Below are 19,491 nucleotides of genomic sequence, written 5' to 3' on the forward strand. Positions count from 1 at the left end.
CCCTCGAGGGGGAGGCGCCAAAGGCGCTGCGGGGGTGGTTCATTCTCTAGTCTTCGACTTGCAGGATCGCGAGGAAGGCCTCTTGCGGGACCTCGACGGAGCCGATCTGCTTCATCCGCTTCTTGCCCGCCTTCTGCTTCTCGAGCAGCTTCTTCTTGCGGGAAATGTCGCCGCCGTAGCACTTGGCCAGCACGTTCTTGCGGAGCGCCTTGATTGTCTCACGCGCGATGATGGTGACCCCGATCGCGGCCTGGATCGCGACGTCGAACTGCTGGCGCGAAATGATCTCGCGCATCTTCGCGACCACCGCACGGCCGCGGTACTGGGCCTGGCTGCGGTGCAACATGATCGACAGCGCATCGACCTTCTCGCCGTTGAGCAGAATGTCGACCTTCACCACCTCGGCTGCGCGGTACTCCTTGAACTCGTAGTCCATCGAGGCATAACCCCGGCTGACACTCTTGAGCTTGTCGAAGAAATCGAGCACGATTTCAGCCAGCGGCATCTCATAGGTCAACACCACCTGGCGGCCTTTGTAGGCCATGTTCATCTGCACGCCGCGCTTCTGATTGGCCAGCGTCATCACCACACCCACGTACTCCTGCGGCATGTAGAGGTGCATGGTGACGATGGGTTCGCGGATCTCGGCGGTCTTGCCGATTTCGGGCATCTTGGACGGGTTCTCGACCATGATGACCTGGCCGTCGTTCTTGACGACCTCGTAGACCACGCTCGGCGCGGTGGTGATCAGGTCCTGGTCGAACTCGCGCTCCAGTCGCTCCTGCACGATCTCCATGTGCAGCAGGCCCAGGAAGCCGCAGCGAAAGCCGAAGCCCAGCGCCTGGCTGACCTCGGGCTCATAGTGCAGCGAAGCGTCGTTGAGTTTGAGTTTTTCAAGGGCGTCGCGCAGCGAGTCGTATTCGCTCGCTTCGGTCGGGTACAGCCCGGCAAACACCTGCGGCTGGATTTCCTTGAAGCCGGGCAGTGCCTCGGTCGCGGTGGCCGCCGCGCCGCCGGTGCCGAGCTTGATCAAGGTCACCGTGTCGCCAACCTTCGCCGCCTGCAGTTCCTTGATGCCGGCGATGATGAAACCCACCTCGCCCGCTTCGAGCGACTCGCGTTTTTCGGTGGCCGGCGTGAACACGCCGAGGTTGTCGGCGTTGTACATCGCGCCCGATGCCATCATCTTGATGCGCTCACCCTTGACCAGCCGGCCATCCACCACCCGCACCAGCATCACGACACCCACATACGGGTCGAACCAGCTGTCGATGATCATGGCGCGCAGCGCCGCATCGGGGTTGCCACGTGGCGGCGGGACCTTGGCGACCACGGCTTCGAGAATGTCGTCGATGCCGATGCCGGTCTTGGCAGAACACAGGATCGCCTCGGTGGCGTCGATGCCGATCACGTCTTCGATTTCGGACCTGGCGTTGTCGGGGTCCGCGTTCGGCAAGTCGATCTTGTTCAGCACCGGCAGCACTTCAACGCCGAGGTCGAGCGCGGTGTAGCAGTTGGCCACCGTCTGCGCTTCCACACCTTGCGATGCATCGACGACGAGCAACGCACCTTCGCATGCCGACAGCGAACGGCTCACTTCATACGAAAAGTCGACGTGGCCCGGTGTGTCGATCAGATTGAGGTTGTAGACCTTCCCGTCGCGTGCCTTGTAGTGCAGCGCGGCGGTCTGCGCCTTGATGGTTATCCCACGCTCTTTCTCGATGTCCATCGAGTCGAGAACCTGCGCTTCCATCTCGCGTTCCGCGAGGCCGCCGCAGCGTTGGATCAGACGGTCGGCGAGCGTCGACTTGCCGTGGTCGATGTGCGCAATGATCGAAAAATTTCTGATGTGATTCATCAACGGGAACGCTTAAGTACTTGAATTGCCTCGTGCGCAGAAGGCGACAGGCAAGAAAAAAGGGCGCGTCCGAAAGAGACGCGCCCTGAACCAACAAGCAATGGCAACTGCAGTAGTTGGGACTTCATTGTAGGCAAAAAGGGGAGCGCGTACATGTCGGGGCCGGGTCGGGAGGGCTCGTTGCAGGTCAGCAACAGGAAGGTTATTAACAGCTTATCAACAAACGCAGTGGGCAACTGCCGGGACAACTTGTGGGTGATCTGTGGACCAGCAGTGGACTGTCAGGGGACATACCGCATGGTGAACGTGTCCACCGCCTTTATGCCCTCACAGCGACTCAATCGACGCTCATTCTACTAAAACAAGTCGTTAGTCCTGCGTCGATGTTTGCGATTACTAACTTATAGAGCCTCCCAAGCCATCGAAAAAATCTTCGCAATGCCGCTTCGAAGCCGATCAGACCCTGAAAAAAGGCCCCAAACCCGACTGCCGGGTGGGGCCACTTGACCTGCGCCCACAGATCAGCGGGCGGGTCGGATCAGGGCATATTGCGCCCACTCGCCTCGGCGGAAAAGCACGCTCACAGGCTTGGACTTGTCGGTCTTGGCCAGGGCGGCGTCGAGTTCCTTGACGCTGGTCACCTCGGCATTTCCGACCGCCAGGATCACGTCACCTTCCCGGAGTCCGGCGCGCGCGGCGGCCTCGGTGGCCGCATCGATCTTCACGCCGCCGCGCACCTTCAGTGCCTTCTTCTGCGCCTCGGCCAGATCGCTCACCGCAAGACCCAGCGACTTGGCGGCCGCGGAGGCCGAGGACTTCGGTGCCGGCTCGTCACGCTCCACAGCAGGACGCGCCGGCTTGTCGGGCTCGATCTCGGCGATGGTCACGCTCAGGTCGCGGAAGGCGCCGCGCCGGAACACGGTGATCGTGCTCTTGGTGCCGGGCTTGGTGTTGCCGACCAGCCGTGGCAGGTCGCGCGAGTTCTCGATCGCCTTGCCATCGAACTTGGTGATGATGTCACCCGCCTCGACGCCAGCCTTCTCGCCCGGCGAACCGGCTTCGACGCTGCGCACCAGCGCGCCCTGCGCCTTGCCCAGGCCGATCGACTCGGCGACATCCTTGGTCACCTGGTCGATGCTGACGCCGATTCGGCCGCGCGAGACGCGGCCCGTCGCCCGCAACTGCTCGCTCACGCGGATCGCCTCGTCGATCGGGATCGAGAAGGAGATGCCCATGAAGCCGCCCGAACGCGAGTAGATCTGGCTGTTGATGCCGACCACCTCGCCACGCATGTTGATCAGCGGGCCGCCGGAATTGCCGGGGTTGATCGCGACGTCGGTCTGGATGAAGGGCAGGTAGTCGCCGGTGTCACGCTGCTTGGCGCTCACGATGCCGGCGGTCACGGTGTTCTCGAGGCCGAAGGGCGAGCCGATGGCCATCACCCACTCCCCCACGCGCAGCTTCGACACGTCGCCGACCTTCAGGGCCGGCAGGCCGGTGGCGTCGATCTTGACGACAGCCACGTCGGTGCGCTTGTCGGCGCCGATGATCTTGGCCTTGAACTCGCGCTTGTCGGGCAGCGTGACCAGCACTTCGGACGCGTCCTCGACCACATGGGCGTTGGTCATCACGAAGCCGTCGGCGCTCAGGATGAAGCCGGAGCCCACGCCACGCGGCCGGGTCTCCTCCTGCGGCTCCTGAGGACGGTTCGGGCGCGGCCCCTGGCGTGGCGCGCCCGGCGCGGGCTGCCCGAAGAAGCGGCGGAAGAACTCCTGCATCTCCTCATCCGCCTCGCCGTTGCCGCCGCCGCGTTGCGCGACCTTCTCGACCGTGCGGATGTTGACCACCGCCGGGCCGACCTGGTCGACCAGGTCGGTGAAGTCGGGCAGCGCACGGGCCTGCGCCTGCGCGCTGGTCAGGGGCAGCAGGCCACCGGCCGCCGTCAGCACCAGCGCCGAGGCCAGCAGGCACGAACGGAGTTTTCTTCCCTCGGCTTTGAGCAGCATCATCGAATCTCTTTTCATGAAAGAACAGCGAACAAACATCGCGCTATGAATCGGCATCGGCCGTTTGGTTCAGCGTGCGGCAGGACGACGCGCGCACCGGGCTAACGCGTGCGGACAAGATTCTGAGCGAAGGCCTGCAGCGTGCGTGGCGGCACTTCGCCGACGATCGTGAGCCACCAGTCGCCCCCCTTGTCGGTCACGCGCCGGGTCAGGGTGTAGGTGGCGCCGAGCGCCAGCAGCGCCTCCTTCGACGGCCGCTGCGCATCGTAGGGCTCGACGAACAGCGAGACCGAGGCCAGACCGTCGGAGAAGGTCCACTGCATGGTGCGTTCGGGCTTTGCCGCGCCGTCGAGCGCGCGCCGGTAGCAATTGACCGGCTTGAATCCCGCCACCGGTTCACGCAGCGCCCAGCCCTCGACCGCGGCCGTGGTTCGCTCCAGCTCCGACTTCTCGATGCGGAAGCCGGCGGTGTTGCCCATCATCTGGACCAGGGCCTGCGGCTTCACCGGCGCATCGAACTGCAATTCGGAGAATGCCGATTGCTCGACCACCCGGCCATCGCCATCCACCGTCTGCAGCGCCACGACGAGCCCGGAGCGGCGTTCGCTCCAGACGCGGTAGCCGAAACGCAGCGTATCGCGCGGCACGAGTTGCAGCACGTCGGCATCGAAACCGGCGACCCGGCCCTTGCCGAGCATCTGCACGTCGTAGAACTCGCCGATGGCCACATCGGGCGCACCGCCCGGCAGGTTCGGGAAGAAATTCAGGTTCTCGCGCTTCTCGCTGCGCACGACCTTGTCCTCGGGCAGGAAGGTCATGACGTGGTCGTTGCGGCGGAAGGTCGAGCGCGGCGCGCCCGACAGGGCTTCGATGCGCTCCAGGAGTTGCTCGCCCTCGGCCACATGCCAGATCCGCGAACTCGAGAGATTGCCGCTGGCGGACGACACCACGAAAGTGCCGACGTAAGTGCGCTGGCGCGATGCCGCATGCATGCGACGCAGCCAGTCGACCGTGCCCAGGGACGACACCTCGCCAGCCGCCGGCAGTGCGGGGCCCTTGGCAGCCGCTGCGGCGTGCCCGCGCACCTGCGCGATGGCCAGGGGTGCCAGGCAGAGCGCAGAAAGCACCAGCATGGCGCGGCGGGCAGTCATGGGCATGGATCGACGGAAGTCAGAGGGATCAGCGGGCATTCGGAGGCGTCAGCGCGCGGAGCTCTCGAAAGTGGCATTGCGCAAGAAGCCCGAGGGCATCTGCGCCCCGCCGGCGGCCTGCCGATGGGCTTCGAGCAATTGATCCAGGCGGGGATCGCGCAGCATCACCTGCGGGTTGCCGCTGCCGCTGCCGACCACCACGCGGGTCGGGCCCGACGGGCCGCCCTGCTCGGCCGCCGACAGCACCGAACCATCGGAGCTGGCCAGTTGCACAGACGGCATTGCCGGTTGTTGTTGCTGTTGCGCCATCTGCGCACCGACCGGAGCGACGCCGCTGCCGACCCAGTTCCAACCGATGGCGGCCGCCGCGACCAGCGACGCCGCGCCGGCCACCAGCTTCCACCGGAAGATCGGCTCGTTGGCGGCCTCGACCGGCAAACGCGCCGCGACGGGCAGCGGCACCACCACCGGGGCGGCAACCACGGCCATGCGCTGCACGGGCGCTTCGTCGGCCAGCCGCTGCTGGAAGCGCGCGAGGAACGCGCTGCTGTCGGTGCAGGGCGAAGGGCGCCCTGCCCTCAGCACGTCGCCGATCAGGTGATAGGTCTGCCAAGTCTGCCGATGGGTCTGCAACTCGCCCTCGGTGGCGAGAAGGTTCATGGCTTCGCCAAAGGCATCGCCCTGGAGCCGATCGTCGGCCAAGGCGGAAATCTGCTCACGCACGGACTCGGGGGTATGTTTCATTTCATTCACCTGCTTACCAACGCTTGCCGGACTGGTTGTCGAGCATCGGCTTGACCCGTGCGGAAATCGCTTCGCGGGCCCGGAAAATCCGGGAGCGAACGGTACCGATCGGGCAATTCATCAACTCAGCAATCTCTTCGTAGCTCATGCCCTCGATCTCGCGCAGCGTGACGGCTTGGCGCAACTCGGCCGGCAGGGCCTCCATCGCAGCCTCGACTGCGGCCGCGATCTCTTGCGCGGCCAGCACGGTTTCGGGGGTTTCGTCGCTGATTGGTTCGTTTCCAGGACGGTAAGTTTCATCATCGTCCGACGAAGATGGCCGCAAGGCGCTTTCCGAGATCGTCGGATCGCGCTTCATGTCGACCAGCGCCTTCTTGGCGGTGTTCACCGCGATCCGGTAGAGCCAGGTGTAGAACTGGGCTTCGCCGCGAAACTGGTGCAAGGCCCGGTAGGCCCGGATGAAGGTCTCCTGGGCGATGTCCTCGACCAGATCGACGTCACGCACCATGCGGCCGATGAGCCGTTCGATGCGGCGCTGGTACTTGATGACCAGCAGCTCGAAGGCCTTCTGGTCACCCGCCACCGTGCGTTGCACCAGCTGGAAATCGACCTCGCCCGGACGCGGCTCGGCCGCGTCGGTCAGGCCGGCGTCCGGTGGCACGGGCGGGGGGGAGGCAGTCATGGAAGAGAAGAAGAAGGCGCAACGCGCACCGTTGCATCGGCCGGCGTGCCCACCAGGGCAGCCGTCGGGGCGCGCGAATATACCGCACGGCGCAAATCCAGCCAGCGCGAAGGATGCGCACGGCGCTCGAGCCACAGCCAGCGCTGCGGGCGTTCGAGCTCTACCAGGCGCAGCAGCAGCAGGAATTGCAGGTCCAGGCAGACTTCGGCGCGCGCCGCCAGCGTTGGCGAAACACCACCCAGCGACCAGTCACGGCCGTCGAAGCGCAACGCGCCGGGCATGGCGCTGCGACCGAGCCACAACGCCGCACCGCCCGCGAACAGCACGCTCAGCGCCAGCAGCGCCGCACGGCCGCCCAGGATGTCATCGAGCTGAAGCACGGCGCCGCCTGCGCAGGCAGCGCCCAGGGCCCACAGGCCGAACAACAGGCGATCCGCATCGCGCGAACGCCCCACCGGATAACTCACCGCTGGGGCGCTGTGCATGGACGGAGTCGCTTCAAGCGCGCTTGAACACCAGCGTGCCGTTGGTGCCGCCGAAGCCGAAGTTGTTCTTCACCGCGACGTCGATCTTCAGGTCCCGCGCCTCGTTGGCGCAGTAGTCCAGATCGCACTCCGGATCCTGGTTGAAGATGTTGATGGTCGGCGGGCTCTTCTGGTGATGCAGTGCCAACACCGTGAAGACCGACTCGATGCCGCCGGCGCCGCCCAGCAGGTGGCCGGTCATCGACTTGGTCGAATTGACCACCAGCTTCTTCGCATGCGCGCCGAAAGTGTTCTTGATCGCGTTGGTCTCGTTGATGTCACCGATCGGCGTCGACGTGCCGTGCGCGTTCAGGTACTGCACTTCGTCCGCGTTGACACCGGCGTTGGCCAGGGCCGAAGCCATCGACCGACGCGGTCCGTCGACGTTGGGTGCCGTCATGTGGAAAGCGTCCGCGCTCATGCCGAAGCCGGAGACTTCCGCATAGATCTTGGCGCCACGTGCCTTGGCATGCTCGTATTCCTCGAGCACGACCACGCCTGCGCCTTCGCCCAGCACGAAGCCGTCGCGGTCCTTGTCCCAGGGACGGGACGCGGTCTTGGGATCTTCGTTGCGGGTGGACAGCGCACGCGCTGCCGCGAAGCCGCCGATGCCCAGTGGCGACACGGTCGACTCGGAGCCGCCCGCGATCATCACGTCGGCATCGCCGTACTCGATCATGCGCGCCGACAGGCCGATGGCATGCAGGCCGGTCGTGCAGGCAGTGACCACGGCGATGTTCGGGCCCTGGAAGCCGTACTTGATCGACACGTGGCCCGAGATCATGTTGATGATCGAGGCCGGCACGAAGAACGGCGAGACGCGGCGCGGGCCGCGGTTCACCAGTTCGGCGTGCGTGTTCTCGATCAGCGGCAGACCGCCGATGCCCGAACCGATGTTGCAGCCGATGCGCGTCGCCTCTTCAGGCGAGAGCGCATCGTTGGTCTTGAGACCGCTGTCCTGCACCGCCTGCATGGCAGCGGCCATCCCGAGATGGATGAAGCGGTCCATGTGGCGCGCTTCCTTCTCGGAAATGTATTGGGTGATGTCGAAGCCTTTGACCTCGCCTGCGAACTTGCAGGCGAAGGGGCTGGCATCGAAGGCCTTGATGGTGTCAATGCCCGAATTGCCGGCCAACAGGTTGGACCAGGATTCGGCCACCGTGTTGCCAACAGGGGCGATGCAACCGAGCCCGGTCACGACGACGCGGCGTTTGGTCATGCCGGCAAACCTTTCTGGGGAAGCGCGGAAGCCCTTTCGCGATGCACGCGGCGTCGATGCGCCGCGGACCGGAACGGGTTTTCCACGCGCGGCCGATCAGGCCTTTTGATTCTTGGAGGCGTAGTCGACGGCGTTTTGCACCGTGGTGATCTTCTCTGCGTCTTCGTCAGGAATCTCGATGCCGAACTCGTCTTCGAGTGCCATCACCAGTTCCACCGTGTCCAGGGAGTCGGCACCCAGATCGGCCACGAAAGCCTTTTCGTTGGTGACTTGGGACTCTTCCACGCCGAGCTGCTCGGCGATGATTTTCTTGACACGTGCTTCGATATCGCTCATTTGGTTCCCTCTGGGGGTTTATAAAGAATCGGTGGATTTTAGCCGTCCGGGCCCGGGCCATTGCCTCACGGTCCGTACGGTAAGGAATTGCGCCAAACGGCTACATGTGCATGCCGCCGTTGACGTGGAGCTCCTGCCCCGTCACATAGCCCGCCTGTGGCGAGGCCAGGTACGCCACCGCATGTGCGATGTCGGCCGGCTTGCCCAGGTGGCCCAGTGGAATTTGCGACAGCAACGCCTGCTGCTGCGCTTCGGGCAGGCTGGCGGTCATGTCGGTCTCGATGAAGCCCGGCGCCACGCAGTTGACCGTGATGTTGCGGCTGCCCAGTTCACGCGCAAGCGCACGGGTCATGCCCGCCACGCCGGCCTTGGCCGCCGCGTAGTTGGCCTGACCGGCGTTGCCCGCGGCGCCCACCACGCTGGTGATGCTGATGATGCGGCCATAGCGCTGCTTCATCATCGGACGGATCGCGGCGCGGGACAGGCGGAACACGGCCTTGAGGTTGGTGTCGAGCACCGCATCCCAGTCGTCGTCCTTCAGGCGCATGGCGAGCATGTCGCGGGTGATGCCCGCGTTGTTGACCACCACGTGCAGGCCGCCATAGGCCTTGACGATCTCGTCGACCAGCGCATCGAGCGCGGCGCCGTCGTTGACGTTGAGCGCACGGCCGCGGCCGTCGAACGCGCCGAGCGCGGCGGTGATCTTCTGGGCGCTCTCGTCGGTGGTGCCGGTGCCGATGACCTTGAGGCCGCGCTGCGCCAGTTCCAGCGCGATGGCCGCGCCGATGCCGCGCGATGCGCCGGTCACCAGGGCGACCTGGCCTTCGAATTTGGGGATGCTCATGGGGTGTTCAGCAGTTGCCGGGTTTCGGCGAGTGTCGTCGGATCGTAGACCGAAGCCGCGGCCAGATCGGGCACGATGCGCTTGGCCATGCCGGCCAGCACGCGGCCGGGACCGCATTCGATCAGCGCCGAGACGCCGCGCGCCTTCAGCGCCTGCACGCTCTCGACCCAGCGCACGGGTCCCGCGGCCTGGCGCACCAGCGCGTCGCGGATGCGATCGGCGTCGGTCTCGACGGCCACGTCGATGTTGTTCAGCACGGGAATCTGCGGCGCGCCCAGCTCGACCGATGCCAGCTTCTCACGCAGCGCCTCGGCCGCCGGCCGCATCAGGCTCGAATGGAACGGTGCCGACACCGGCAGCGGCAGCGCGCGCTTGGCACCCTGGGCCTTGAGCACTTCGCAGGCCTTGTCCACGGCAGCCTTGCTGCCGGCGATCACGGTCTGCATCGGATCGTTGAAATTCACGGCCTCGACGACTTCGGCACTGCCGGCACCGAAGCTGGCGGTGACTTCGGCGCAGCCGGCGATCACCTGCTCGGCCGCCATGCCCAGCACCGCGGCCATCGCGCCGACGCCCACGGGCACGGCCTGTTGCATCGCCTGGGCGCGAAAACGCACCAGCGGCGCCGCCTGGGCCAGCGTGAGCACGCCCGAAGCCACGAGCGCCGAATACTCGCCCAGCGAATGACCCGCCACCACCGACGGCTTCGCGCCGCCTTCGGCCAGCCAGGCGCGCCAGGCGGCCACACCGGCCACCAGCATCACGGGCTGGGTGTTGGTGGTCAGCGCCAGCGCTTCCTTGGGGCCGTCGTGGATCAGGGCCGCGACATCCTCGCCAAGGGCGTCGGACGCCTCGCGCAGGGTCTCGGTGACGGCCGGGTGATCGCCCCAGGCGTCGAGCATGCCGACGGCTTGCGAGCCCTGGCCGGGAAAAACGAAAGCAAAGGATGTCATGGTTGTCTCTTGGGGTGTCGATGCCGGGCCGTCATGGGCCCTGCCACATCTGGCTACTACAGGGTCAGGAGTACCGCGCCCCAGGTGAAGCCGCCGCCCACGCCTTCGAGCATGACGGTGTCGCCCTTCTTGACCTTGCCGCTGCGCACCGATTCGTCGAGCGCGAGCGGAATCGAGGCCGCCGACGTGTTGCCGTGCTCGTGCACCGTCACCACCAGTTTCTCCAGCGGCAGCTTGAGCTTCTTCGCCGTGCCTTCCATGATCCGGATGTTGGCCTGATGGGGGATCAGCCAGTCGATGTCGGCTTCGGTCTTGCCCGCCTTGGCCAGCGTGGTGCGGGCAGCTTCCTCGAGCACGCGCACCGCCAGCTTGAAGACGGCCTGGCCATCCATGTGTAGCAGCGGCGTGCCCAGCACGTTGCCGCCCGACACATGGCCCGGCACACAAAGGATGCCGACGTGCTTGCCGTCGGCATGCAGGTCGCTGGCCAGAATGCCCGGCTCATCGCTGGCTTCGAGGACCACAGCACCTGCGCCGTCGCCGAACAGCACGCAGGTGGCGCGGTCGTTGAAATCGAGGATGCGGGAGAACACTTCGGCACCGACGACCAGCGCGCAGCGGGCGCTGCCGGTCTTGATCAGGGCGTCCGCCACGGTCAGCGCATAGACGAAGCCGCTGCACACGGCCTGCACATCGAAGGCCGGGCAACCGGCGATGCCGAGCTTGTGCTGGAGGATGGCCGCCGACGACGGAAACACCATGTCGGGGGTCGAGGTGGCCACCACGATCAGGTCGACTTCGCTGGCCTGGCGGCCCGCCGCCTCCAGCGCTCGCTTCGAGGCCTCGAGGCCGAGGTCGCTGCTGGTCACGTCCGGCGCGGCGAAGTGCCGGGCCCGGATGCCGGTGCGCTCGACGATCCACTGGTCGGAGGTTTCGACGCCGCGTTCGGCCAGTTCACGGGCCAGGTCGTCGTTGGTGACTCGGCGCGGGGGCAGGTAGCTGCCGGTGCCGGTGATACGGGAGAAGAGGGTCATCAGACGTGGAGCGTGGGCGCGTCGGCTGGCACCGCCGAGTCCGGCCGCGCAAGCAGCGGCGCGGCACGGGCGATACGAGCCCGCACACGCTCGAGCAGGTTGTTGCGAGCGGCATCATAAGCGCGATCGAGCGCGTAGCCGAAGGCCTCGTCATCTGCCGAGCCGTGGCTCTTGAACACCAGGCCACGCAGGCCCAACAATGCCGCACCGTTGTAACGACGGTGATCCAGGCGTTTTTTGAGCGCTTTTAGAACCGGATAGGAAACGATCGCCGCAAATTTGCTGAAAAACCCGTTGGAGTATTCGATGCGCAGGAAGTCCACGATCATCGAGGCCACGCCTTCGGATGCCTTCAGTGTCACGTTCCCGACAAAACCGTCACACACCACGATGTCGGTGGTGCCTTTGAATATGTCATTGCCTTCCACGTTGCCGTAGAAGTTCAAATCCTTGGACTTCGAGGCAGCTCGCAGCAGAACGCTGGCTTTCTTGATCGTTTCGCTGCCTTTGATGGCTTCTTCGCCGACGTTGAGCAGACCCACGGTAGGCGTCTCGTTGCCGGTGAGCGCCGAAACCAGCGCGGAACCCAGAACGGCGAACTGCAGCAGGTCTTCCGCGCTGCAATCGACGTTGGCGCCCAGATCGAGCACGGTCGTGGCGCCACCCGTCCGATTGGGCAGTTGCGGCGCAATCGCGGGTCGGTCGATGCCATCCAGGGTTTTAAGCAGATAGCGCGCGATCGCCATCAATGCACCCGTGTTGCCGGCAGAAACCGCTGCCTGGGCCGAGCCATCCTTGACTTGCTGGATCGCCACGCGCATCGAAGAATCCTTCTTCTTGCGCAAGGCGATCTCGATGGGGTCGTCCATCGCGACCACTTCGGTCGCGGCGATCACCTTGGCCCGGGCGTGCGAAAACCCACTCAACGCGGCCGGCAAGCCAACCAGGAGCAGATGTGCTTCAGGGTGTCGCTCCAGAAATGCGCGGCACGCCACCAACGTGACGCGGGGGCCGTGATCGCCACCCATGCAATCCACGGCAAGCGTGATCGCGGAAGGCGCTGGAGCAGTGATAGGAGAGATGACCATCAAAACAAAGGCCCGACGCTACAACGACAGTAGCTTCGGGCCTCGGCCTTGGGTTCGGAGATCAGGAGTCCGACTTGGTCTTCAGAACCTTGCGGCCACGGTAGAAGCCGTTCGGGCTGATGTGGTGGCGCAGGTGAATTTCACCGGTGGTCGGCTCGACGGCGATACCGGGCACGACGAGTGCGTTGTGCGAACGATGCATGCCGCGCTTGGAAGGCGACTTCTTGTTTTGCTGAACGGCCATGATGGCTCCTGGAATTCGGTTAGGTGAGCGGGCAAGCGGGGCGGCATCGGCCTGGCATCTTCTGCACATCTTCCCGGTAAATCTCCCGGGGAAACTCTGCAAAAAGGCCGACGGCGGCGCGCGCGAAGCCCTCGATTATAGCGCGGTCGATCTGGCTGCGCCAGACCACCCGCAACAGGACGCTATTTGTCCTCGGCTTTCTTGAGCTCGCCCAGCACCGCGAACGGGTTGGGACGCGCCTCGTTGGCCTCTTCGAAATCGGCATCGGCAGCGGACAGCTGGACCGGCACGGGACACACCTCATGGCGGGGCGTGACGGGAATCTCCATGAGCAGCTCGTCTTCGATCAGGCCCTTGAGATCGAAGTCCCGCGCAGCCACGAGGACGTCCTCGTCCGACTCTTCGTCCTCGATCGCTGCGGCCTCTTCGTCGGCGGCAAAGCGGAACCAGCGATCGACCTCCAGATCCAGGGTCACCGGCGCCAGGCAGCGCTGGCAGACGAAGGGCAAGGTGGCTTCGGCGTGCAGGTGCAGCCAGGCGACGGGTGCGCCATCGCCGCCGGTGCGGTTTTCGCCCTGCGCCGTCCAGACCACCTGTGCATCGGGGGCGGATTCGGCGAGTTCGGCACTCAAGCGGGCGTAGCCCACGACCGGGTCGCTGCCATTCAGGATGGCGGCGGCCTCGGCGAAGCCGGTCACATCGAGGCGGGAAGGCACAAATTCTCTGTTCATCCCGGTCAGTCTAAACCGGTCGCGCACAATCACGCCCCATGCAACGCCCGCTGATCCTCGCCTCGACCTCGCGCTACCGCCGCGAGCTGCTCACCCGCCTGCGCCTGCCCTTCAGCGTCGAATCGCCCGAAGTGGACGAAACACCGCTGCCGGGTGAAAACTCGCTGGCCCTGGCGCAACGCCTGGCACTGGCCAAGGCCCAGGCCGTGGCAGTCCGCTTTCCGAACGCCGTCGTGATCGGCTCCGACCAGGTGGCGGACCTCCACGGCGAGCCCTTGGGCAAGCCCGGCGACCACGCGCGCGCCACAGCGCAGCTCCAGCGCATGCGCGGGCAGACGATGGTGTTCCAGACCGCCGTGGCCGTGGTGTGCGTCGAAAGCGGCTTCGTCGCGCACGACGTGGCTCCGGTGCGCGTGGTGTTCCGCGACCTGACCGATGCCGCGATCGAAAGCTACCTGCGGGCCGAGCAGCCCTACGACTGCGCCGGCAGCGCCAAGAGCGAAGGACTGGGCATCGCCCTGCTCGACGCGATCGACAGCGACGACCCGACCGCACTGGTCGGCCTGCCGCTGATCCGCACCTGCCGCATGCTGCGCGCCGCCGGCGTCGACCTGCTGTGAGCACCGATCAGGCGCCGGCGGACAGCCGCGGCAAGCTGTACCTGATTCCTGCTCCGCTCGATTTCGGCTGCGACACGCAGGCCCCGCTGCAGGACGCCCTGCCGCTGGGCACGCTGCAGACCGCGGCACGGATCACCCACTGGGTCTGCGAAAACGCCAAGACGGCGCGCGCCTATCTCAAGCGCATCGACGCCGTCGTGCCGCTGGCACAACCGATGCAGGCCCAGCAGATCCAGGAGTTGCCGCGCGAAGTGCACAAGAAGGGCGACCATGCCGGCCAATTCGACGCCCGCCCCCTGCTGGCGGCGGCGCTGGAAGGCCACGACATCGGCCTGATGAGCGAGGCCGGCATGCCGGCGGTCGCCGACCCGGGCTCGTCGGTGGCGCGCGCCGCGCACGACCTCGGCCTCGAGGTGGTGCCGCTGATCGGCCCGGTGTCCTTGCTGCTCGCGCTCGCCGCCAGCGGCCTCAACGGACAGAACTTCGCCTTCGTCGGCTACCTGCCGCAGGACGCCGAAGGCCGCGTGCAACGCATCCGCGAACTCGAGGCACTGGCCCTGAAGACCGGCCAGACTCAGCTCTTCATCGAAACGCCCTACCGCAACGCGGCCCTGCTGCAGTCCCTCACGCAGACGCTGCAGCACCACACGCGCCTGGCCGTGGCGCGCGGCCTCACGCTGGCCAACGCCAGCGTACGCAGCGAAACCGTCAAAGGCTGGCGCGCCAGGCCGATCGCCGCAGAGGACCGCCTGCCGGCCGTGTTCGCCATCGGCCGCTGAGATGGACGCGACCTCCCGCGGCAACCGCTGGGCCACCCGGACCCAGTTCTTCTGCTCCGGCTTCATCTTCGCGACCTGGGGCGTGCACGTGCCGACGATCAAGACCCACTACGGGCTCGACGAGGCGCAACTGGGTTTCGCCATGCTGGCCGCGGGCTTCGGCGCGCTGCTCGGCATCACGCGCGCGAGCCGCTGGATCGGCCGCCATGGCGCGCGGCAGGTGGCCGGCTGCGCAGGCACGGTCTACGCGCTGCTGATCGCCTTGCTGATTCTCATGCCCGGCTACCTGGCGCTGCTCGGCCTGCTGGCCGCCTTCGGCCTGGTGACCAGCGTGTTCGACGTGGCCATCAACACCGACGCCGCGCAGCTGGAAGCGCGCGAAGGCACGCACCTGATGAGCGGCATGCACGGCATGTTCAGCCTGGGCGGCATGGTGGGCGCGGTGAGCGGCGGTGCGGCATTGGCCACCGGGCTGGGCGTGCAGACGCATCTGCTGGCCGTGGCCGCCGCCATGGCGCTCGCCATCGGCGCGTCGTCGACCCGCATGCTGCCCAAGCCCGCCGCCGTCGCGGCCGATGCAGACACGGGCTTTCGCCTGCCGCGCGGCGCGCTGGTCGTGATGGGGGTGCTGGCGGCACTGGGCCTGATCGCCGAAGGCGCGATCTACGACTGGAGCGTGCTCTACCTGAACCAGGAACTGGGCGCACCGCAGCAACAGGCCGCGCTGGCCTACGCCAGCTTTTCCGCCGCCATGGCCGCCGCGCGCTTCGGCGGCGATGCACTGCGCGCCCGTTTCGCGCCGGCCCAACTGCTGCGGGCCAGCGCCCTGCTGGCCGCGGCCTCGATGAGCTTGGTGCTGCTGACCGATCTGCCCTGGCTGGCGCTGGTGGGCTTTGCCGGCGTGGGCGTGGGCTTTGCCAACGTGGTGCCGATCCTGTTCGCGGCCTCGGCCCAGGTGCCCGGAGTCGAGCCCTCGCGTGGCATCGCGGCGGTGTCTGCCGCCGCCTACCTCGGCTTCATGGCGGGGCCGCCTGTGATCGGGCTGCTGGCGCGCGTCAGCTCGCTGACGGTTGCGCTCTACACGGTGGTGGGCTTCGCGATCGCATTGGCCGCCTCGGCCCGTTACGCCGGGCCGCGCTGAAGCGCAGGCTCAGCGCAGCGCCGGCGCGCTGCGCAGCGCGCTCACCGAGGCATTGCCCATCGCAGCGCCGAACTTCTTGGCCAGCTTTTCCGCCACGTTGTCACGGCGCGTGTAATCGATGACGTCTTCGGCCTTGATCACCTCGCGGGCCACGTAGTCGACGTTGCCCAGGTGGTCGGCCAGCCCCAGGTCCACCGCCTGCTGGCCACTCCAGAACAGGCCGCTGAACAGGCCCGGCGTGTCGAGCTTGAGGCGGTCGCCGCGACCGGCCTTGACCACATTGATGAACTGCGTGTGGATCTGGTCGAGCATCTGCTGCGCATGGGCGCGCTGCGGCTCGCTCATCGGGCTGAACGGATCGAGGAAACCCTTGTTTTCGCCCGCGGTCAGCAGACGGCGCTCGACGCCGAGCTTCTCCATGGTGCCGGTGAAACCGAAGCCGTCCATCAGCACGCCGATGCTGCCCACGATGCTGGCCTTGTCCACGTAGATCTGGTCGGCGGCGGCCGCGATGTAGTAGGCGGCCGAGGCACAGGTCTCCTCGACCACGGCATAGACCGGCTTGTTGTGCTTGGCCTTGAGGCGCTTGACCTCATCGTTGATGATGCCGGCCTGCACCGGGCTGCCGCCCGGCGAATTGATCAGCAGCACCACGCCCTTGGCGCCGGCGTCCTCGAAGGCCGTCTTCAAGGCCGCGACGACGAATTCGGCGCTGGCGTCGGAGCCGTTGGCGATTTCGCCCTTGATCTCCACCACGGCCGTGTGCGCCGTGGTCGCAGCGGTGCTGGTCGCGGTGCGCGACACCGCGAACCACGCCAGGAAGATGAAGAAGGCCAGCCAGCCCAGGCGCACGAAAGTCTTCCAGCGGCGCGTGGCGCGTTGCTCGCGCAAGGCCGAGAAGGCGAGCTTCTCGAGCGTGGCCCGTTCCCAGCCGGGTTGCGAAGTAGGGTCGGTCTTGGACATGGTGGGGGCAGGTTGCGCGGAGGAAAGCGGCGCGGGCCGCTCGAAGGGCTCGAAACCCTGGGGTTCCGTGCGGGTGGGATCGGTCATGGCGGTGTGCGCAGCCCGCGAACGAACGACAGCTGCGAGGGGAAAGGAAGGGAAAGCATCCTAGAAAACGAGCGGCAGCAGGTTCCAGTCAGTATGCCAGTGCACCACGCCGTCGCGCTCGCTCAGGGCAATCTTGACCAGCCCGCCCCGGCAGGGCCCGCCGGCGCAGTCGCCGGTGTCGGGCTGGTAGGCCGCGCCGTGCGTGGCACACAGCAGCCATTGCCCGCTGTCGTCGAAGAAGCGGTCGGCCTGGTAGTCCATCTCCATCGCCACGTGCGTGCAGCGGTTCAGGTAGGCATGGGGCAAGCCCTCGAAGCGGATGGCGAAGGCGCGCAGGCTCTCGCCCTGGTGCACGACATCGAAGGACACGGCCCGCCCACCCTCGACCAGGTCGGCGGAATTGCACAGGGGAATGATCTCGCTCATGGCTGCTCGTCAATCAATCGACGCGTGGACGTTTCCGATCAGGCATTGTCCCGCAGCCAGGCGGCCAGGTCGGCCACCGAATGCGCGACGTGCAGCGGCGACAGCGCCTCGAAGCCGGCCACTTCGTGCGCCCCGTAGCCCACCCCCACGCTCGCGCAGCCGGCGTTGACGGCCAGTTGCAGGTCGTGGGTGGTGTCGCCGATCATCAGCGTGCGCTCGGCCGGCACGTCGAGTTCTTCCATCAGCTCGAGCAGCATGCGCGGATGGGGCTTGCCGTGCGTCTCGTCGGCGGTGCGCGAGCCGTCGAAGCGGCCGCGCATGTCGCGGGCCGCCAGCGCCTCGTTGAGGCCGCGGCGCGACTTGCCGGTGGCGATGGCCATCAGGTGGCCGCGGGCCTTGAGCGCATCGAGCATGGGCAGCACGCCGTCGAACAGCATCACGTCGTCCTGGTGCTGCAGGTAGTGGTAGCGGTAGCGGGCGCCGAGTTCGGCGTATTTCTCGCGCGGCACGTCGGGTGCGGCGCGGGCCAGCGCCTCGGCCAGGCCCAGGCCGATCACCCAGGCGGCGTCGCGTTCGTTGGGCCGGGCGCCGCCGACATCGACGACCGCCTCCTGGATGCAGCGTGCGATCAGGCGGGTGGAGTCGTAGAGGGTGCCGTCCCAGTCGAAGACGACCAGGTCGAAACGGCGGGCGGAAACAGCATCGGTCATGGGGAAGCAGGCAAAAGAGGGGTGGCGAGCGAAGCCAGGGCTTCGGGTGGCAGGAAGGCCAGAAGTTCCGGCGGCAGATCGGCCTGCAGCGCGACGCGCTGCCCGCCCGCCGGGTGATTGAACTGCAGCCGCCAGGCATGCAGGAACATGCGCTTGAGGCCGCGTTTCTGCAATTGGCGGTTGCGTTCGAAGTCGCCGTACTTGTCGTCGCCGGCGATGGCATGGCCGACCGAGGCCAGGTGGACCCGGATCTGGTGCGTGCGGCCGGTCTTGATGGTCACGGCCAGCAGCGAGGCCGGCGCGGCATCGCCGGGCAGGGCAAAACTCGCCAGCACGCGCACCAGCGTGACGGCGTGCATCGCGTCGGGATGGTCCTTGGCGACCACGCGCACGCGGCGCTCGCCGTCCGGCAGCAGGTATTTGGCCAGGGGCGCATCCAGCACCTTGCGGTTGGCGGCCCAGCGGCCCTCGACCAGCGCCAGATAGGTCTTGCCGGTTTCACGCTCGCGGAATTGGTCCTGCAGCGCCAGCAGCGCGCTGCGCTTCTTGGCCACCAGCAGGATGCCGGAGGTCTCGCGGTCGAGCCGGTGCACCAGTTCGAGGAATCTGGCGCCCGGCCGCGCGGTGCGCAACTGTTCGATCACGCCGAAGCTCACGCCGCTGCCGCCGTGCACCGCGACGCCCGCGGGCTTGTCGATGGCGAGCACGGCATCGTCTTCCAGCAGCACCGGGAACTCGCGCGCCGGCGCGGGCGGTGTCGCGCCCTCCTCCGCGCGCGGCGAGATCCGCACGGGCGGCAGGCGCAGCAGGTCGCCCACCTCGATCCGTGTCTCGGCCTGGGCCCGGCCCTTGTTGATGCGCACCTCGCCCGACCGGATGATCCGGTAGACATGCGTCTTGGGAACGCCCTTGAGATGGCGGAACAGGAAATTGTCGAGTCGCTGCCCGGCCGATTCTTCATCGACCGTCAGAAAACGGACTTCGGCCGCTTCGGGGCCCGGCTTCGCACCTATAATGTTTTTCACCAGCGCGGTCTTGTAAGTGCTTGATTAAGCAGAAGTTTAGAGCACCACCGAAAGCGCTGTGAGGTCGATGCCGTTTGGGCGCCGAGTCTGCAAACCCCGCGCTGAAGCGCAAAGTGGCAGACAAGACGCCCCAGCCAAGCCGACGCCCACGAAACACCGATACGGAATACCAGCCGGCAGGCTCCAAGCTGCCGGCGGATCGAAGCGAGCCCACTTGTGTTGATGCTGCTGATTCAAATTTGCCTGCGCCCGCTGATGCCAGCGGCCTCCGGCATGGAATTATCCGCAGCGCGCGCCACCCCTGCGCAATCCGCCATGACATCCAT

At 66.6% G+C, this 19,491-nt stretch carries 21 protein-coding genes; 3 read left to right on the forward strand and 18 right to left on the reverse strand.

Annotation, left to right across the window (positions count from 1 at the left end; genetic code table 11):
• Positions 1-46: 46 nt before the first annotated feature.
• The 14 genes from lepA to ACSFBC_RS07715 form a co-directional block, all read right to left on the reverse strand.
• A complete protein-coding gene (gene lepA / locus ACSFBC_RS07650) occupies positions 47-1,858 on the reverse strand; it encodes a translation elongation factor 4 (RefSeq protein ID WP_435509709.1) in 1,812 nt (603 codons plus the stop codon).
• A 521-nt stretch (positions 1,859-2,379) separates the two neighbouring features.
• Positions 2,380-3,864 (reverse strand): DegQ family serine endoprotease, encoded by a 1,485-nt coding sequence (locus ACSFBC_RS07655; RefSeq protein ID WP_435510048.1) that lies wholly within the window; start codon positions 3,862-3,864, stop codon positions 2,380-2,382.
• A gap of 101 nt (positions 3,865-3,965) precedes the next feature.
• On the reverse strand, positions 3,966-5,021 hold the full coding sequence (locus ACSFBC_RS07660; RefSeq protein WP_435509710.1) for a MucB/RseB C-terminal domain-containing protein: 1,056 nt from the start codon (positions 5,019-5,021) through the stop codon (positions 3,966-3,968).
• A gap of 42 nt (positions 5,022-5,063) precedes the next feature.
• Entirely contained in the window at positions 5,064-5,759 is a 696-nt protein-coding gene (locus ACSFBC_RS07665) for a sigma-E factor negative regulatory protein (protein WP_435509711.1), read from the reverse strand.
• A gap of 13 nt (positions 5,760-5,772) precedes the next feature.
• Positions 5,773-6,441 (reverse strand): RNA polymerase sigma factor RpoE, encoded by a 669-nt coding sequence (gene rpoE / locus ACSFBC_RS07670; protein WP_435509712.1) that lies wholly within the window; start codon positions 6,439-6,441, stop codon positions 5,773-5,775.
• The gene (locus ACSFBC_RS07675) at positions 6,438-6,926 is read right to left on the reverse strand and encodes a hypothetical protein (protein ID WP_435509713.1); all 489 of its coding nucleotides are present in this window, start codon (positions 6,924-6,926) and stop codon (positions 6,438-6,440) included. The genes rpoE and ACSFBC_RS07675 overlap by 4 nt, the downstream gene beginning before the upstream one ends.
• 13 nt (positions 6,927-6,939) lie before the next feature.
• Complete coding sequence (gene fabF / locus ACSFBC_RS07680; protein ID WP_435509714.1) at positions 6,940-8,184, reverse strand: beta-ketoacyl-ACP synthase II; 1,245 nt, start codon at positions 8,182-8,184, stop codon at positions 6,940-6,942.
• Between the two features lie 96 nt (positions 8,185-8,280).
• On the reverse strand, positions 8,281-8,520 hold the full coding sequence (acpP, locus tag ACSFBC_RS07685) for an acyl carrier protein (protein ID WP_140843300.1): 240 nt from the start codon (positions 8,518-8,520) through the stop codon (positions 8,281-8,283).
• A 100-nt stretch (positions 8,521-8,620) separates the two neighbouring features.
• On the reverse strand, positions 8,621-9,364 hold the full coding sequence (gene fabG, locus ACSFBC_RS07690) for a 3-oxoacyl-ACP reductase FabG (protein WP_435509715.1): 744 nt from the start codon (positions 9,362-9,364) through the stop codon (positions 8,621-8,623).
• Positions 9,361-10,317 carry an ACP S-malonyltransferase gene (gene fabD / locus ACSFBC_RS07695; RefSeq protein WP_435509716.1) on the reverse strand — a complete coding sequence of 319 codons (957 nt, stop codon included), beginning with the start codon at positions 10,315-10,317 and terminating at the stop codon, positions 9,361-9,363. Before fabD ends, fabG begins: the two co-directional genes overlap by 4 nt.
• A 56-nt stretch (positions 10,318-10,373) precedes the next feature.
• Complete coding sequence (locus ACSFBC_RS07700) at positions 10,374-11,351, reverse strand: beta-ketoacyl-ACP synthase III (protein WP_435509717.1); 978 nt, start codon at positions 11,349-11,351, stop codon at positions 10,374-10,376.
• The gene (gene plsX / locus ACSFBC_RS07705; RefSeq protein WP_435509718.1) at positions 11,351-12,439 is read right to left on the reverse strand and encodes a phosphate acyltransferase PlsX; all 1,089 of its coding nucleotides are present in this window, start codon (positions 12,437-12,439) and stop codon (positions 11,351-11,353) included. The genes ACSFBC_RS07700 and plsX overlap by 1 nt, the downstream gene beginning before the upstream one ends.
• A 61-nt stretch (positions 12,440-12,500) precedes the next feature.
• Positions 12,501-12,683 carry a 50S ribosomal protein L32 gene (rpmF, locus tag ACSFBC_RS07710; protein ID WP_183024494.1) on the reverse strand — a complete coding sequence of 61 codons (183 nt, stop codon included), beginning with the start codon at positions 12,681-12,683 and terminating at the stop codon, positions 12,501-12,503.
• A 182-nt stretch (positions 12,684-12,865) separates the two neighbouring features.
• Positions 12,866-13,414, reverse strand: a complete 549-nt coding sequence (locus ACSFBC_RS07715; RefSeq protein ID WP_435510049.1) for a YceD family protein — start codon at positions 13,412-13,414, stop codon at positions 12,866-12,868.
• Positions 13,415-13,452: 38 nt separating this feature from the next.
• On the opposite strand from ACSFBC_RS07715, the gene ACSFBC_RS07720 reads away from it, so the two are divergent.
• The 3 genes from ACSFBC_RS07720 to ACSFBC_RS07730 are packed head-to-tail and all read left to right on the forward strand — an operon-like array spanning position 13,453 to position 15,954.
• Positions 13,453-14,034, forward strand: coding sequence for a Maf family nucleotide pyrophosphatase (locus tag ACSFBC_RS07720; protein ID WP_435509719.1), 582 nt, complete (start codon positions 13,453-13,455; stop codon positions 14,032-14,034).
• Complete coding sequence (locus ACSFBC_RS07725) at positions 14,031-14,813, forward strand: SAM-dependent methyltransferase (RefSeq protein WP_435509720.1); 783 nt, start codon at positions 14,031-14,033, stop codon at positions 14,811-14,813. The genes ACSFBC_RS07720 and ACSFBC_RS07725 overlap by 4 nt, the downstream gene beginning before the upstream one ends.
• 1 nt (position 14,814) lies before the next feature.
• On the forward strand, positions 14,815-15,954 hold the full coding sequence (locus tag ACSFBC_RS07730; protein WP_435509721.1) for an MFS transporter: 1,140 nt from the start codon (positions 14,815-14,817) through the stop codon (positions 15,952-15,954).
• Between the two features lie 9 nt (positions 15,955-15,963).
• Here the strand turns inward: ACSFBC_RS07730 and ACSFBC_RS07735 are convergent, their stop codons facing one another.
• Genes ACSFBC_RS07735 through ACSFBC_RS07750 form a run of 4 tightly spaced genes read right to left on the reverse strand, consistent with a single transcriptional unit; the run spans position 15,964 to position 19,165 of the window.
• Positions 15,964-17,004 (reverse strand): S49 family peptidase, encoded by a 1,041-nt coding sequence (locus tag ACSFBC_RS07735; protein ID WP_435509722.1) that lies wholly within the window; start codon positions 17,002-17,004, stop codon positions 15,964-15,966.
• 60 nt (positions 17,005-17,064) lie between these two features.
• A complete protein-coding gene (locus ACSFBC_RS07740) occupies positions 17,065-17,430 on the reverse strand; it encodes a Rieske (2Fe-2S) protein (protein ID WP_435509723.1) in 366 nt (121 codons plus the stop codon).
• Positions 17,431-17,468: 38 nt separating this feature from the next.
• On the reverse strand, positions 17,469-18,140 hold the full coding sequence (locus ACSFBC_RS07745; RefSeq protein ID WP_435509724.1) for an HAD family hydrolase: 672 nt from the start codon (positions 18,138-18,140) through the stop codon (positions 17,469-17,471).
• Positions 18,137-19,165, reverse strand: coding sequence for an RluA family pseudouridine synthase (locus tag ACSFBC_RS07750; RefSeq protein ID WP_435509725.1), 1,029 nt, complete (start codon positions 19,163-19,165; stop codon positions 18,137-18,139). Before ACSFBC_RS07750 ends, ACSFBC_RS07745 begins: the two co-directional genes overlap by 4 nt.
• Positions 19,166-19,491: the final 326 nt, after the last annotated feature.

Origin of the sequence: Variovorax frigidus (assembly GCF_051216515.1) — a bacterium.
GTDB lineage: Bacteria > Pseudomonadota > Gammaproteobacteria > Burkholderiales > Burkholderiaceae_C > Variovorax.

Excerpts from the sequence above, each read along its gene's own strand:
- lepA (WP_435509709.1), bottom strand. The coding sequence starts at position 1,858 with ATGAATCACATCAGAAATTTTTCGATCATTGCGCACATCGACCACGGC.
- ACSFBC_RS07655 (WP_435510048.1), bottom strand. The coding sequence starts at position 3,864 with ATGCTGCTCAAAGCCGAGGGAAGAAAACTCCGTTCGTGCCTGCTGGCC.
- ACSFBC_RS07660 (WP_435509710.1), bottom strand. The coding sequence starts at position 5,021 with ATGCCCATGACTGCCCGCCGCGCCATGCTGGTGCTTTCTGCGCTCTGC.
- ACSFBC_RS07665 (WP_435509711.1), bottom strand. The coding sequence starts at position 5,759 with ATGAAACATACCCCCGAGTCCGTGCGTGAGCAGATTTCCGCCTTGGCC.
- rpoE (WP_435509712.1), bottom strand. The coding sequence starts at position 6,441 with ATGACTGCCTCCCCCCCGCCCGTGCCACCGGACGCCGGCCTGACCGAC.
- ACSFBC_RS07675 (WP_435509713.1), bottom strand. The coding sequence starts at position 6,926 with ATGCACAGCGCCCCAGCGGTGAGTTATCCGGTGGGGCGTTCGCGCGAT.
- fabF (WP_435509714.1), bottom strand. The coding sequence starts at position 8,184 with ATGACCAAACGCCGCGTCGTCGTGACCGGGCTCGGTTGCATCGCCCCT.
- acpP (WP_140843300.1), bottom strand. The coding sequence starts at position 8,520 with ATGAGCGATATCGAAGCACGTGTCAAGAAAATCATCGCCGAGCAGCTC.
- fabG (WP_435509715.1), bottom strand. The coding sequence starts at position 9,364 with ATGAGCATCCCCAAATTCGAAGGCCAGGTCGCCCTGGTGACCGGCGCA.
- fabD (WP_435509716.1), bottom strand. The coding sequence starts at position 10,317 with ATGACATCCTTTGCTTTCGTTTTTCCCGGCCAGGGCTCGCAAGCCGTC.
- ACSFBC_RS07700 (WP_435509717.1), bottom strand. The coding sequence starts at position 11,351 with ATGACCCTCTTCTCCCGTATCACCGGCACCGGCAGCTACCTGCCCCCG.
- plsX (WP_435509718.1), bottom strand. The coding sequence starts at position 12,439 with ATGGTCATCTCTCCTATCACTGCTCCAGCGCCTTCCGCGATCACGCTT.
- rpmF (WP_183024494.1), bottom strand. The coding sequence starts at position 12,683 with ATGGCCGTTCAGCAAAACAAGAAGTCGCCTTCCAAGCGCGGCATGCAT.
- ACSFBC_RS07715 (WP_435510049.1), bottom strand. The coding sequence starts at position 13,414 with ATGAACAGAGAATTTGTGCCTTCCCGCCTCGATGTGACCGGCTTCGCC.
- ACSFBC_RS07720 (WP_435509719.1), top strand. The coding sequence starts at position 13,453 with ATGCAACGCCCGCTGATCCTCGCCTCGACCTCGCGCTACCGCCGCGAG.
- ACSFBC_RS07730 (WP_435509721.1), top strand. The coding sequence starts at position 14,815 with ATGGACGCGACCTCCCGCGGCAACCGCTGGGCCACCCGGACCCAGTTC.
- ACSFBC_RS07735 (WP_435509722.1), bottom strand. The coding sequence starts at position 17,004 with ATGACCGATCCCACCCGCACGGAACCCCAGGGTTTCGAGCCCTTCGAG.
- ACSFBC_RS07740 (WP_435509723.1), bottom strand. The coding sequence starts at position 17,430 with ATGAGCGAGATCATTCCCCTGTGCAATTCCGCCGACCTGGTCGAGGGT.
- ACSFBC_RS07745 (WP_435509724.1), bottom strand. The coding sequence starts at position 18,140 with ATGACCGATGCTGTTTCCGCCCGCCGTTTCGACCTGGTCGTCTTCGAC.